The 13,958-nt window shown below is 61.0% G+C and carries 10 protein-coding genes; 4 read left to right on the top strand and 6 right to left on the bottom strand.

All coding sequences use genetic code 11. From position 1 onward, the window contains the following. Positions 1-95 precede the first annotated feature (95 nt). Both PK789_RS01285 and ybaL read left to right on the top strand, forming a co-directional pair. Positions 96-2,489: a TonB-dependent receptor plug domain-containing protein gene (locus PK789_RS01285; protein ID WP_288968664.1), complete on the top strand. Its 2,394-nt coding sequence runs from the start codon at positions 96-98 to the stop codon at positions 2,487-2,489. Positions 2,490-2,600: 111 nt separating this feature from the next. Continuing rightward, positions 2,601-4,280 carry a YbaL family putative K(+) efflux transporter gene (gene ybaL / locus PK789_RS01290; RefSeq protein ID WP_324306520.1) on the top strand — a complete coding sequence of 560 codons (1,680 nt, stop codon included), beginning with the start codon at positions 2,601-2,603 and terminating at the stop codon, positions 4,278-4,280. Positions 4,281-4,346: 66 nt separating this feature from the next. Here the strand turns inward: ybaL and PK789_RS01295 are convergent, their stop codons facing one another. Both PK789_RS01295 and clpB read right to left on the bottom strand, forming a co-directional pair. Then, positions 4,347-5,141 carry an ABC transporter substrate-binding protein gene (locus PK789_RS01295; protein WP_324306521.1) on the bottom strand — a complete coding sequence of 265 codons (795 nt, stop codon included), beginning with the start codon at positions 5,139-5,141 and terminating at the stop codon, positions 4,347-4,349. After that, positions 5,141-7,723, bottom strand: a complete 2,583-nt coding sequence (clpB, locus tag PK789_RS01300) for an ATP-dependent chaperone ClpB (RefSeq protein WP_324306522.1) — start codon at positions 7,721-7,723, stop codon at positions 5,141-5,143. The genes PK789_RS01295 and clpB overlap by 1 nt, the downstream gene beginning before the upstream one ends. 131 nt (positions 7,724-7,854) lie before the next feature. On the opposite strand from clpB, the gene PK789_RS01305 reads away from it, so the two are divergent. Further along, positions 7,855-9,156, top strand: a complete 1,302-nt coding sequence (locus PK789_RS01305) for a M20/M25/M40 family metallo-hydrolase (protein ID WP_324306523.1) — start codon at positions 7,855-7,857, stop codon at positions 9,154-9,156. Between the two features lie 14 nt (positions 9,157-9,170). Here PK789_RS01305 and PK789_RS01310 read toward each other — a convergent pair whose 3' ends face one another. From PK789_RS01310 to rluD, 3 genes are all read right to left on the bottom strand, one after another. Further along, positions 9,171-9,716 carry a DUF4166 domain-containing protein gene (locus PK789_RS01310; RefSeq protein ID WP_324306524.1) on the bottom strand — a complete coding sequence of 182 codons (546 nt, stop codon included), beginning with the start codon at positions 9,714-9,716 and terminating at the stop codon, positions 9,171-9,173. A 190-nt stretch (positions 9,717-9,906) separates the two neighbouring features. Further along, positions 9,907-10,641, bottom strand: coding sequence for a peptidoglycan editing factor PgeF (gene pgeF / locus PK789_RS01315; protein WP_324306525.1), 735 nt, complete (start codon positions 10,639-10,641; stop codon positions 9,907-9,909). Next, positions 10,638-11,618: a 23S rRNA pseudouridine(1911/1915/1917) synthase RluD gene (rluD, locus tag PK789_RS01320; protein WP_324306526.1), complete on the bottom strand. Its 981-nt coding sequence runs from the start codon at positions 11,616-11,618 to the stop codon at positions 10,638-10,640. Before rluD ends, pgeF begins: the two co-directional genes overlap by 4 nt. Positions 11,619-11,719: 101 nt before the next feature. Between rluD and PK789_RS01325 the strand changes: the two genes are divergently transcribed. Beyond that, positions 11,720-12,562, top strand: a complete 843-nt coding sequence (locus PK789_RS01325; protein WP_324306527.1) for an outer membrane protein assembly factor BamD — start codon at positions 11,720-11,722, stop codon at positions 12,560-12,562. Positions 12,563-12,623: 61 nt separating this feature from the next. On the opposite strand, the gene PK789_RS01330 is transcribed toward PK789_RS01325, so the two are convergent. After that, positions 12,624-13,958, bottom strand: a 1,335-nt coding sequence (locus PK789_RS01330) for an NAD+ synthase (RefSeq protein WP_324306528.1), incomplete at its 5' end; no start/stop codon positions are given.

The following is a 13,958-nucleotide window of genomic DNA, read 5'->3' on the forward strand; positions in this document are numbered from 1 at the left end:
CAACCGATGGCATAGCCCTATGCCATTGAAGCGTTTGCGATCGTGTTAATTCAGTGTTAAACAGATCCAAGACTTACCCTCCATTGGAGTTGAACATGCCCCGCATGACCCCCCTTGCTCTGGCGCTGTCTTCATTACTGATCGCCGGCCCGGTATTGGCGCAGCAGGCCTCTGCGCCGGCCAGTAAAGATGCCCGTACCCTCGACACGCTGATCGTCACCGGCACCCATGTGGCTGACCGCACAGTGGCAGAATCGCAATCGCCCATCGACATCATCACCCCGGAAACACTGGAGGCCACCGGCACCACCGAGCTGGCCACCGCCTTGGCACGCGCACTGCCCTCACTGAATTTCCCGCGCCCCGGCATGGCCGACGGCACCAGCGGTGTGCGTCCGGCGCAACTGCGCGGATTGTCACCGGATCAGGCGCTGGTGCTCGTCAATGGCAAGCGCCGCCATATTTCGGCGCTGGTGAATGTGAATGGCACGATCGGTCGTGGCTCGTCTGCAGTTGATCTGAACGCGATCCCCGTCGCCGCTATCGAACGCGTGGAAGTCCTGCGTGATGGTGCATCTGCACAATATGGATCTGATGCCATCGGCGGCGTCATCAATATCGTGCTCAAGGGCGCCGGCACTGGAGGCAGTATTGCACTGGGAGGCGGCCAGTATTCCAAGGGCGATGGCCAGCAGTGGCAACTGTCTGGTGATGCAGGCCTGACCCTGGGCGGCGGCGGCGGCACCATCCATTTGGCGGCACAAACCGGCCACCAAGACATGACCAATCGCTCCGGTACCTATCAAGGCACAGCGCCCAACACCGGCAATTTCCCGGGCGTGGGCGAAACAGCATTCAAGCTGGGCGACCCGGATGTGGATCAGACAGCACTGGCATTGAATGCCAATCTGGCCATTGGCGATCACGCCAGTCTGTATGTCACCGCCATGGCCAGTAACCGCGACATCACATCGTTCGCGTTCTATCGCTCCAAAAACCACAGCGGGCAAGGCGCACTGCTGGCGCAGGTTTACCCGAACGGCTATGTACCTGAAATCAATCAAGATGCGCACGACCGTAGCGTGGTGCTGGGCGCCAAGGGCACTGCCGACAATGGCCTGAACTGGGACTTCAGCTACAACTTCGGCGACAGTCTGCTGGGCTTTCGCACCCAGAACACCATCAACTATGCCTTGGGTGTGAGCAGCCCACTCAGCTTCTATGACGGCTCGCTGCAATACACCCAGCAAGTGTTGAACGCCGACTTCTCCAAGCCCATCGGGATTGGATTGGCGTATCCAGCCACCCTCTCCTTCGGTGCGGAATATCGCACCGAAGACTGGGCGCAGCGTGCGGGTGAGGCCAATTCGTATTTCGGTTCCGGTGCACAGGGCTTTGGCGGATTCACACCACGCAACGCCGGCAGTTACAACCGGCACAACTATGCGCTGTACGCGGGCCTGGAAGCTGATGTGTCCGACAAATTCTCGGGCGGTATCGCCGGGCGGTACGAAGACTATTCCGACTTCGGCAGTCAATTCTCCGGCAAGTTGTCACTGCGCTACGCCTTTACCGACAAGGTGGCCTTGCGTGGCACCGCCGCCACCGGCTTTCGTGCGCCTTCGTTGGCACAGCAGCACTATCAGGCGGTGACCACCAACATCAATAATGGTGTGGCCTTTGAAACCGGAACCTTCCCGGCCTCCGGCGCAGCCGCACAAGCGCTTGGTGCAGAGCAGCTCAAGCCGGAGACCTCACGGTCTTACAGCTTGGGTCTGGTGTTGCAACCGTTGGAGCGCGTGTATCTGACGATCGATGCCTACCAGATCAACGTCGATGACCGCATCGTGCTCTCATCCAATCTGAATATCGCCAACAATGCGGCGGCACAGGCACTGTTGGCCAGTCTCGGCATCACCAATGTCACCAGTGCGCGTTATTTCAACAATGCGATTGATACCCGTACGCAGGGCATCGACGTGGTGGGCACTTGGAATGTGCCGCTGGCGGCCAGTAGCCTTAACCTGACCGGCAGCTACAACTACAACAAATCCAAAGTCACACGCATTGCCCCCAACCCTGCCGCGTTGACAGCATTGGGGGCCAATTTGGAACGGATGGGGCGCGATGAACGTGGCCGCATCGAAGAAGGCGCACCACGCGACAAGTTCGCAGTGAACGCAAACTGGGCCCTGCAACATTGGGAGATCAATGCCGGAGCCACTCGCTATGGCCAGTTCACCGCGCGGAACGCCAGCAACCCGCTGCAAGACCAGACCTTCGGGGCCAAATGGACGCTTGATCTATCCGTCAACTTCCGTCCTGACCAACACTGGACGATTACAGCGGGTGCTGACAATGCGTTGAACCAATACCCCGAACAAAATACCTACGCCAACTCCACATTCGGCCTGATACCTTACAGCCTGTACTCGCCGTATGGCTTCAATGGTGCGTATTACTACGGCAAGGTCAGCTACAAGTGGTGAGCTGAACACCTTATTCATTTCCACCTTCGCGCCCCGGTCATCCGGGGCGTTTTTTGTTCGAAGTGTTACCCGCACATGCGATGATCGTGGCATCGACCTTGCGGAGTACACATGCCACATCACACCCCCCTGATCGCGATTCTGGTGTATGGCTTCGTGCTGGCCTTTATTCTGGGCGCACTCGCCAATCGGCTGCGGCTGTCACCGCTGGTTGGCTACCTGGTTGCGGGCATCATCGTTGGGCCGTTCACGCCGGGCTTCGTGGGTGATGCGGAGTTGGCACCCCAGCTGGCCGAGATTGGTGTGATCCTGCTGATGTTCGGCGTCGGCCTGCACTTCTCGCTACGCGATCTGATGTCGGTGAGAAACATCGCGATCCCCGGCGCGGTGGCGCAAATCTCCGTCGCCACCCTATTGGGCCTGGGTTTGGCCGAATTGATGGGCTGGTCGCATCTTGAAGGGTTGGTGTTCGGGTTTTCGCTGGCCACCGCCAGCACCGTGGTGCTGCTGCGGGCGATGGAAGAGCGTCGCTTGCTGGATACACGGCGCGGCAAAATCGCGGTGGGTTGGCTGATCGTGGAAGATCTGGCCTGCGTCATCGCACTGGTGTTGATTCCGGCACTGGCCGGCGCACTGGGTGGCAGCGAAGCGGTAGGCATCGGCGGCATTCTCAAAGCGCTGGCCATCACCTTTGGCAAGGTCGCCGCCTTCGTCGCCTTCATGCTGATCGTCGGCCGCAAGGCAATCCCGTGGATACTCGAACGCATTGCAGGCACCGGCTCGCGTGAATTGTTCACATTGGCAGTGCTGTCCATCGCGATGGGCGTGGCGTTTGGCTCGGCAGCGATGTTCGGTGTGAGCTTCGCACTGGGCGCATTCTTCGCCGGCATGCTGCTCAACGAATCCGAGTTCAGCCATCAGGCCGCACAGGATTCACTGCCGATGCGCGATGCGTTCGCAGTGCTGTTTTTTGTGTCGGTGGGCATGCTGTTCAATCCCAATATTCTGGTCGAGCATCCGTGGCAAGTGCTGGCGACCACGCTCATCATCGTGTTTGGGAAATCGGCCGCTGCCTATCTCATCGTGCGCGCATTCGGGCATCCCAATTCCACGGCGCTGACCATTTCCACCAGTCTGGCCCAAATTGGCGAATTCGCTTTCATCATCGCCGGGCTTGGCTTGTCACTTAAAATCCTGCCGAAGGAAGGCCATGATCTGGTGCTGGCCGGCGCACTGATTTCGATCATGCTCAACCCGATCCTGTTCATGGGGCTGGATCGCTGGCAGGCACGAGAGGACGCACGCAACGCCGCCAATGCCGAACCAGAACCCGAGGTGGTGCCGGTGGATATTTGCAATCACGCCATCGTGGTGGGTTACGGTCGCGTGGGTAGCCAGCTTGCCCATCTTCTGCGTGAACGTGGTGTGCCCTTGGTCATCATTGAAGATGATTCCGATTTGGTGGCACAAGCACGCGCCAATGGCCTACCCACCGTGCGCGGCAATGCTGCAAACCAGCGCGTCTTGCAGGAAGCTGCACCAGAACGCGCAAAACTTGCGGTATTCGCGATGGCGCAAGCATTGGAAGCCGGTGAGACCATTGCCCGCCTGAAAAAACTCAACCCAACAATCAGCGTTCTGGCGCGTGCGCACAGCGAAACCCAGGTCAGGTATTTACTCGAACACGGTGCCGATGCGGCCGTTTTGGCAGAACGCGAATTGGCCTACTCGCTGGCGGATATGGTGATGGCCTCACCGCCATGGCGTGTCCCCAGCAAGGCGGCTGTTTAAAGCGCTCGCCCGGGGATCGGGCGCGCCCGGTCGGCAGTTGACGTACTGGCAGCCCATGCCGAGTAATCAAATCGCAGAATGCGTGCCCTGTTCTTGTTCTTGCAACTCTGCAATGCAGGCACGCAACCGGCGATAGCCCTCCACCAGACGCGGTCCGGGGCGGCCCAGATAGGCTTCGGAAATGGCATGGATGCGTCCATGCTGCAGCGCAGGCAGGGCCGCCCAGCCATCGCGCCGGATGACAATCTCGGCGCGATAGTTCTCCTCTTTCACCCCGCACCAGCTCATCACCACCACGTCGGGAGCGGCAGCCAACACGTGCTGGTGGTTCAGCGGCACACTCTTCGCGTCCTCATCGGCCCATGGGTTGCAGCCACCGGCGCGCTGGAGCATGTCAGTGACCCATGAACGCTTTGCCGGAACGATCACCGGCTTGGGCCACCACTCCACCAACACCTTGGGCCGATCACCGGCCACGGCCACGGCCGGCATCAACGCCTCCATCCGTGCCACCAGTGCCGCGCCGCACTCGGGTACGCCCAGCGCATCGGCAATGGCTTGAATATCGGCATACACGCCTTGCAGTGATTGCGGATCACACACCAGCACCGCAAGGCCCGCATCGCGCAATGCGTGTACTACCGTCTCATGCCCCGGCACCGTCAGCGACGTCAGTACCAACTCGGGCTTGAGCGCCAGCACCGCGTCGATATTCAAGTCCAGATCGCGCCCGGTTTTAGGCAGCGTGGCCACCACATCGGGGGGATAGTCCGAATCACTGTCCACCCCGACCAGCATCTGGGCGCAGCCCAACGCGCAGACAATTTCGGTATTCGAGCAGGTATGCGAAAACACCCGCATCACTTGACGAACACCAACTTGCCGCCCTCAGCATCCACCTTGACCACGTCGCCATTGCCAAACTGGCCGGACAGGATTTGCTGCGCCAGCGGGTTTTCCAGTTGTTGCTGGATCGCGCGCTTGAGCGGGCGGGCGCCGTAGACCGGATCAAAGCCGACATTGCCGAGCAGGTCAAACGCCGCATCGGATAATTCGATGCGAATGCCGCGTTCGCCCAGACGCTTTTCGAGGCTGCGCAACTGGATGCGGGCAATCTGTTTGATCTGCACCTTGTTCAGCGGATGGAAGACCACGATGTCGTCGAGGCGATTGATGAACTCCGGCCGGAAATGCGCCTGCACCACGCCCATCACCGCGGCCTTCATCTGGATGTAGGCCTCGGCGCTGTCGTCGCCATTCATCTCCTGAATCTGGTGCGAGCCGAGGTTGGACGTCATCACGATGACCGCGTTGCGGAAATCCACGGTGCGGCCCTGGCCATCGGTGAGGCGGCCGTCGTCGAGTACTTGCAGCAGGATGTTGAACACGTCCGGATGCGCTTTCTCCACTTCATCCAGCAAGATCACGCTGTACGGGCGGCGGCGCACAGCCTCGGTCAGATAGCCGCCTTCTTCATAGCCCACATAGCCGGGCGGCGCGCCGATCAGCCGGCTGACGCTGTGCTTTTCCATGAACTCGCTCATGTCGATGCGCACCATCGCATCGCTGGAGTCGAACAGGAAGTCGGCCAGCGCCTTGCACAGCTCGGTCTTGCCCACGCCGGTGGGGCCGAGGAACAGGAACGAACCGCTGGGGCGATTGGGATCGCTCAAGCCCGCGCGCGAGCGCCGCACCGCATCGGAGACCACTTTGATCGCCTCTTCTTGCCCGACCACGCGGGTGTGCAACTGCGCTTCCATCTGCAGGAGTTTTTCGCGCTCGCCTTCCAGCATCTTGGACACCGGAATGCCGGTCCAGCGCGCCACCACCTGCGCGATTTCTTCCGCCGTCACTTTGTCTTGCAGCAGCGTGAAGCCGCGGGTTTCTGCCTCTTGCGCGGCCAGCAATTGTTTTTCCAGCTGCGGGATTTGCCCGTACTGGAGTTCGCTCATGCGCGCGTAATCCTGCCGGCGCTGCGCGGCTTCCAACTCGAGCTTGGCGGCTTCGATCTGCTCCTTGACCTTGGTCGCGCCTTGCAAAGTCGCTTTTTCGGCCTTCCAGACTTCTTCCAGATCGTTGAACTCGCGCTCCAGCGTTGCGATCTCGGCTTCCAGATCGGCCAAGCGCTGTTTGGATTCCGCATCCTTCTCTTTTTTCAGCGCCTCGCGCTGGATCTTGAGCTGGATCAGGCGGCGTTCCTTGCGGTCCATTTCTTCCGGCTTGGAGTCAATCTCCATGCGGATGCGCGAGGCCGCTTCGTCCATCAGGTCGATCGCCTTGTCCGGCAATTGCCGATCGGCGATGTAGCGATTGGAAAGCGTGGCGGCGGCGACGATGGCCGGGTCGGTGATTTCCACCCCGTGGTGCACCGCGTAGCGTTCCTTCAGGCCGCGCAGGATGGCAATGGTGTCTTCCACCGTCGGCTCACCCACGAACACCTTCTGGAAACGACGTTCCAGCGCGGCGTCCTTCTCGATGTATTTGCGGTATTCGTCGAGCGTGGTGGCACCAATGCAATGCAGTTCGCCGCGCGCCAAGGCCGGCTTGAGCATGTTGCCGGCGTCCATCGCGCCATCGGCCTTGCCGGCGCCGACCATGGTGTGCAGTTCGTCGATGAACAGGATGATCTGGCCTTCGTTTTTCGCAAGGTCATTGAGCACCGCTTTCAGGCGTTCCTCGAACTCACCCCGGAACTTCGCGCCGGCAATCAGCGCGCCCATGTCCAGCGACAACAACCGCTTGCCGCGCAGGCCTTCCGGCACTTCGTTGTTGATGATGCGCTGGGCCAGGCCTTCGGCAATGGCCGTTTTGCCCACGCCCGGCTCGCCGATCAGCACCGGATTGTTCTTGGTGCGGCGCTGCAAGACTTGAATGGTGCGGCGGATTTCTTCATCGCGCCCGACCACCGGGTCGAGCTTGCCGCTCTCAGCGCGCGCGGTCAGGTCGATGGTGTATTTCTCCAGCGCCTGCCGCGCTTCTTCGGCATTTTCGTCGGTCACTTTTTCACCCCCACGCAGCTTGTCGATGGCCGCTTCCAATTTGCTCCTGTTTGCACCTGCCGCTTTCAACGCTTTGCCGGTTGTGCCGCTATCGTCCAGCGCCGCCAGCAGGAACAATTCGCTGGCGATAAAGGCATCGCCACGCTGCTGCGCCAGTTTGTCCGTCACATTGAGCAGGCGCGACAAATCGTTGCCCACACTGACCGTGCCGGCCTGCCCGGAGACTTTCGGCAACGTGTCCAGCGCCTCGGCCAAGCGCAGCCGCAGGTCGGCCACATTCACACCAGCCTGCGCCAGCAATGGGCGGGTGCCGCCACCTTGTTGATCCAGCAAGGCCAGCAACAGGTGTGCGGGTTCAATCAAATTGTGATCACGCCCCACGGCCAGCGACTGCGCGTCGCTCAAGGCCTGCTGGAAGCGCGAGGTAAGTTTGTCCATGCGCATGCGGAAATCCTAATGGGAAAGGTCACGATGACCACTGTTCCCCAGATGCGGGCAGCTTGCTGTGATTCAAGTCAAACTGCGCCGCGCAATTCACCCTGCGGTATGTTCACCCCTCTACCGGAGACTATGCGATGCCAAAACTGCCGTACTTGCTATGCCCATTGCTGCTGTCATTGGCGTTTGCCGCCAGCGCCACCACCCCCACCGAGCAGCGCATCGTGGCAGTGGCGGATGCCGAGCAACTGCGCAACATCGCACTCTTGCAGCAATTGGTCGAACACAACAGCGGCACCTTCAACCTCCCCGGTGTCAAGGCGGTAGCAGACTTGCTACAACCAGAATTTGCGGCGCTGGGTTTCACCGTGACATGGAAGCCAATGGCGCAAGTCGGTCGTGCCGGACACCTGCTCGCCAGTCATCGCGGCAATGGCAAAGGCAAGCGCCTACTGTTGATTGGGCATCTGGATACGGTGTTCGAGTCGGACAACCCGTTCACCGGCTTTCGCATCGACGGCGGTCGCGCCATTGGCCCCGGCGTGGGTGATGACAAAGGCGGCGTGGTGGTGATGCTGGCCGCGCTGCGCGCCTTGCACGCAGCCGGTGCGCTTGAAAATGCCGATATCGACGTGGTCTTGACCGGCGACGAGGAAGATGTGGGCACCCCGGTGACCATCGCCCGTGCCGACTTGATCGCTGCCGGAAAACGTGCCGATGCGGCGCTGGATTTCGAAAATATCTCACATCAAAACGGCCGCGAGATGGGCGCGGTGGCGCGTCGATCCTCCAACGAATGGACACTTACCGTACACGGCGAAACGGGGCATAGCGCCGGTATCTTTTCGCCGGCGATGGGCGATGGCGCAGCGTTTGAATTGGCGCGTATTTTGGCGGCGTTTCGCAGCGAACTTCCCGAGCCCAACCTGACCTTCAATGTCGGATTATTGGGTAGCGGCGAGCAAGCCACATTCGATGCCAACAAGACCCGCATTAGCGCCAGCGGCAAAGACAATATCGTGCCTGGCGTTGCGCTTGCGCGTGGCGATTTCCGCACCCTCAGCCCCGCACAAACCGCCCGCGTGGTTGAAAAAATGCGCGCAATCGTCAGCCGCCACTTGCCGCGCACCCGCGCCGACATCGTGATCGAAGAACACTACCCGCCGATGGCCCCCACCGAAGGCAACCGCGCCTTGCTGGCCACGCTCAACACCATCAACCAAGATTTTAATTTTCCGGAAATGGGGGAAATCGACCCACTCAGCCGGGGTGCCGGCGATATCGCTTTTGTCGCCAACGATGTGGCCGGATTGGTCGGCCTGGGTGCCTCCGGCGGCGATGCCCATGCCGCCGGTGAGAGTATCGATTTGGCCGCCAGCTTGCGCCAAGCCAAGCGCGCTGCACTGTTGATGTATCGGCTTAGCCAAACGGCGCGTTGATGCCCTGTATTGCATCATTCGGCCGCATTGGTGCTTACCTGCTCCAACCATCCTTCATACCGCACGATGCGCCCCAGCCATGGCATGCCGGCTTCCACCATAAATTCGTAACGGCCTTCGTGTTCGCGTTCGCGGCAATGCACACCTTCAAACAGTGCCACCGGCAACGGCAGAATACCGAACACACGCACGCCTGCGACCTGCCACCACAGCGCGCCGTCGCTGACGTGTAGCCAGAAGCGGAACTGCACCGCGCCCAGCCGCTCGTACAGCAAACCATCGCGGTAGGCCAAGCTGGACACCATCTGGCGGCCACCAAAATCACGCCGCCATGTTTCACCCTGCGGACTGGCCACAAACACCACCGTGGTGGGAACTGCCTGGCATGCCGACGGCAAGCCGACCATGCGTGCGCATAAGCGTGCCAGCGGGTGCGTGCCACGTTCAATACTGGCGATACCTCGAAATTGGCTTTGTCCACGCAACCCGTGCAAGCGTCGCACGCAAGGTGCCAAGCCGAAAAACGCGGCCCCAAGAATTTGCTGAAACAGTGTTGGCATCGCAGCCCTGTTCATCGTCTCGCCCAACTCATGCGGTGAAACGCCCCCTGTCATCATCCAATGCCGTCACGTTGCGTGTGCCACGCCGCATCGATGATCCCTGTGCGGACACAGTACACCTTTTGCGCATGGCAACGCGTGGCAGTGCTTGGCGCAGGGCGGTGTGCTGCGTCAGGTACACCGCGCACAATCAGCGCATCATCCACACCAAGGTGGCGATGCGGCCGCCGATGTGGTCGCGCCGGTGCGAGAAAAACTGTGTGGGTTCAGCGATCGTGCAACGCCCGCCGCCATACACCGCGGTGACCCCTGCTGCGCGTAAGCGCTGCCGCGCCAATGCGTACAAATCCACCCGCCAATGCCCTGTGCGGGTGGCGTGGAACGCCGCTGCGGCCTGCGCATCGTGCTGCACGAATGCATCGAATACGTCTTGGCCAATTTCATACGCCTGCGGGCCAGCGGCTGGGCCTAACCATGCCACCAGTTGTGCCGACGGGGTATGCATCGCCGCCACCGTGGCCTCCAACACGCCCGCGCACAACCCGCGCCAACCGGCATGCGCAGCGGCGACTTCGCTGCCATCTTGCGCAGCAAATACCACCGGCAGGCAGTCAGCGGTCAGGATGGCCAGCACCGTGCCGCGCGTGCAGGTCACCGCAGCGTCGGCTTCGGGCTCGTCGAGCCCCGGCTCGCACGCCACATCCACCCCATGCACCTGCCGCAACCAGCGTGGTGCGGATGGCAGTGCCAACGCGGCTTCCAGTTGCCTGCGGTTTTCGGCAACGGCCTGCGCCGCATCGCCACAACGCGACCCAAGGTTGAAGTGGTCAAACGGTGCCTGCGAGACCCCCAAGCCATGCCGCAACGTGGTCAGAGCATGCACGCCGAGTGGCGTTGGCCAATCGGCGTGCAAAAAAGCACTCATCGCCGCGCCCGCTCGGCATCGGCATGCGACGCGGCGTCCTCCCGCAATACCCGTAGCAGATGCTGCATATCCTCCGGCAATGGGGCTTCGCAACGCACCGCCTCGCCGGTCACCGGATGCGCAAACTCCAACACTTCGGCGTGCAGGGCCTGCCGCTTGAAACCGCGCAGCGCCGCAATGAGTTCTTCCGATGCGCCTTTCGGTAGCCGTAGCGAACCGCCATACAGTGGATCACCGATGATCGGGTGCTTCAGATGCGCCATGTGCACGCGGATCTGGTGGGTGCGTCCGGTTTCCAGCCGGCATTCCAGCGCGGTATGACTGCGGAAGCGCTCACGCAGGCGGTAATGCGTCACCGCGTCTTTGCCATCCTCGCGCACTGCCATCCGCAGGCGGTCACGCGGGTGACGGTCAATTGCGGCATGGGCCGTGCCGCCGGAGACCAATGCGCCTACCACCACCGCCAAATATTGCCGATGCACTTCCCGCGCAGAGAGCTGCGCCACCAGTGCGGTATGCGCCACCAAGGTGCGCGCCACCACCATCACGCCACTGGTGTCTTTGTCCAGACGATGGACGATGCCCGCACGCGGCAACTTGTCCAGCGCCGGGTCGCGATGCAGCAAGGCATTGACCAAGGTGCCCGCCGGGTTGCCCGCGCCGGGATGCACCACCAGACCCGCCGGTTTATCCAGCACGAAGACGTGTTCATCTTCATAAAGTATGGACAGCGGGATGTCCTCAGCCACGGCGTGGGTCTGCACTTCCTCGACCGCCGTCAGCACGATGACCTCGCCGCCACGCACCGCATCACGCGGGCGGGCAGTGGCACCATCCATCGTCACATCGCCGGATTTGATCCACGCCGACAGGCGCGAACGGGAATATTCAGGAAACAGCTCGGCCAGCACCGCATCTAGGCGGCGGCCTGCGCAAGCGTCGGGGACATGGGTGGTACGCGGGTCGGTATTGGGCATGAGGCGAAAGTTCCGGCGATTTCGAGCAGCCGTTGGGATTCGATTAAAGCAGTGGACTGCTATTATCCAACCTTCATGCCCCTGGCGCCCGTTCGATGCCCATGATTTCTCGTTCAGCCCTGCTTCGCCCCACCCTTGTGCTTGCGCTCGTCGTTGCCGTTAGCGGCTGCTCGAGTGTCAAAGGCCTGTTCAAGAAAGACAAAGACAAGAACGAGGGCGTCCCCGTCGCCACCTTGTTCGACAAGGCCCATAACCAGATGGAGCACGGCAACTGGAGCAATGCCAGTGAGACCTGGGGCCGCTTGATCGCGCAGTATCCGTATGGCCCCTACACCGAACAGGCGATGATGGAGCAGGCCTACGCGCAGTTCAAATCCGGCAAGCACGAGGATGCGATCTCCACCATCGACCGCTTCATTCGCACCTATCCTACGCACAAGAACATCGCCTATTTTTACTATTTGCGCGGCTTGTCCAACATGGCGCGCAATACGGTGTTCATGGCGCGCACCTTCAAGCTGGACACCAGCACGCGTGACCTAGAAGCCCCGCAGCAGGCCTATAACGACTTCAACACGGTTTCCACACGCTACCCCAACAGCCGCTATGCCGGCGATGCGCGCCAGCGCATGGTGTTCTTGCGCAATGAATTTGCACGCTTTGAGTTGAATACCGGTCTGTATTACTTGCGCCGCAGTGCGTGGGTGTCGGCTGCCGATCGCGCCACCTATCTGCTGGAAACCTACCCACAAAGCGAATATCAGTACGACGCCGTGGCCCTGTTGGGCGAGGCTTATACGCGCATGGGCAATGCCACACTGGCAGCCGATGCCAAGCGCGTGCTGGAGCAAAATGCACCGCAGCACCCGTGGCTGCACGGCAAATGGCCCAATGACCGTGGCATTATCAGCCGCTTGAATCCGTTTACCGGCGACGCGCGTTGAATTGAAAAGGGGCCCCAGCGGCCCCTTTTCCTTGAATCAGCTTTTACGATGCCAGCTTGACTCAATCACGCCAGCCATTGCTGATCGGGTAGCGCCGCTCGCGCCCAAACGCACGTCGGCTGACTTTGGGTCCGGGTGCGGCTTGGTGCCGCTTCCATTCGCTGATGCGCACCAATCGCAGCACCCGATCTACCACAGCGGCATCGAAGCCGGCGGCGATAATCTCGGCGCCGGATTGTTCTTGATCGATATGCCGCAGCAAGATGGCATCGAGTACGTCGTAAGGCGGCAGGGAATCCTGATCCAATTGATTTTCGCGCAGCTCGGCAGTGGGGGGGCGATCGATCACGGCCTGCGGAATCACCCGGTCGCCCACGGTGTTGCGCCAACGCGCCAAGGCAAACACCTCGGTCTTGTATAGATCCTTGATCGGCGCATAGCCGCCGCACATGTCGCCATAGATGGTGGCATAGCCCACCGCATATTCGCTCTTGTTGCCGGTGGTCAACAGCAGGCCGCCCAACTTGTTGGACAGCGCCATCAACAAGGCACCGCGCGTGCGGGATTGCAGATTTTCTTCGGTCAGATCGACAGGCTTGCCGGCAAACACCTCGGCCAGCGCATTCAAATAGCCTTGAAATGGGGTTTCGATGGGCAGCGCCAGCAGCTTGACCCCCATCGCCGCGCATTGCTCCTGCGCCAAATCATTGGACAGCCCGGCCGTATAGCGCGAGGGCATGCGCACCGCTGTGACGTTTTCCGGCCCTAGCGCGTCGGCGGCGATTGCCAGTACCACCGACGAATCAATTCCGCCAGACAGCCCCACCCACACCTGCTTGAAGCCATTTTTTGCGCAGTAATCGCGGGTACCACGCACCACCGCCCGCCACGCCAGTGCGTCGCAGCTTTCATCGCCATCCACTGTCCATTGCAGTGGCGCAAAACGCTTTGCTTCGGCATCAAACTCGACCACCAGCCATTGCTCTTCAAACGCCACCGCAGCGGGGTGCACCGTGCCATCGCCATCGCACACCACCGACGCACCATCAAACACCAATGCGTCCTGTCCGCCAATCACATTCAAGTAGGCAATGCCTGCGCCGGTTTCGCGTGCGCGCTGCACCAACAATGCATCACGTTGGGCATGCTTGTCGTGCTCATACGGCGAGGCATTGGGCACCAGCACCAGTTGCGCACCCTTGGCGACGGTACTGGCGATGGGTTCGGCAAACCACAGGTCTTCGCAAATCACCACGCCGACATCAATGCCGTTGATTTGGAATACGCAATCCTCACGGTCCGGATCGACATCGAAGTAGCGGCGCTCATCAAACACCGCGTAATTGGGCAACTCGCGCTTGCGATAGGTCTGTTCGATGCCACCATCGCGCAGCAC

Source organism: Thermomonas sp. (assembly GCF_035369645.1).
Lineage (GTDB): Bacteria > Pseudomonadota > Gammaproteobacteria > Xanthomonadales > Xanthomonadaceae > Thermomonas.

What these genes read in the sequence shown, in the direction of transcription:
- PK789_RS01285 (WP_288968664.1), top strand. Translation starts at nt 96, where the DNA reads ATGCCCCGCATGACCCCCCTTGCTCTGGCGCTGTCTTCATTACTGATC.
- PK789_RS01295 (WP_324306521.1), bottom strand. Translation starts at nt 5,141, where the DNA reads ATGCGGGTGTTTTCGCATACCTGCTCGAATACCGAAATTGTCTGCGCG.
- ybaL (WP_324306520.1), top strand. Translation starts at nt 2,601, where the DNA reads ATGCCACATCACACCCCCCTGATCGCGATTCTGGTGTATGGCTTCGTG.
- PK789_RS01325 (WP_324306527.1), top strand. Translation starts at nt 11,720, where the DNA reads ATGATTTCTCGTTCAGCCCTGCTTCGCCCCACCCTTGTGCTTGCGCTC.
- pgeF (WP_324306525.1), bottom strand. Translation starts at nt 10,641, where the DNA reads ATGAGTGCTTTTTTGCACGCCGATTGGCCAACGCCACTCGGCGTGCAT.
- PK789_RS01305 (WP_324306523.1), top strand. Translation starts at nt 7,855, where the DNA reads ATGCCAAAACTGCCGTACTTGCTATGCCCATTGCTGCTGTCATTGGCG.
- clpB (WP_324306522.1), bottom strand. Translation starts at nt 7,723, where the DNA reads ATGCGCATGGACAAACTTACCTCGCGCTTCCAGCAGGCCTTGAGCGAC.
- PK789_RS01310 (WP_324306524.1), bottom strand. Translation starts at nt 9,716, where the DNA reads ATGCCAACACTGTTTCAGCAAATTCTTGGGGCCGCGTTTTTCGGCTTG.
- rluD (WP_324306526.1), bottom strand. Translation starts at nt 11,618, where the DNA reads ATGCCCAATACCGACCCGCGTACCACCCATGTCCCCGACGCTTGCGCA.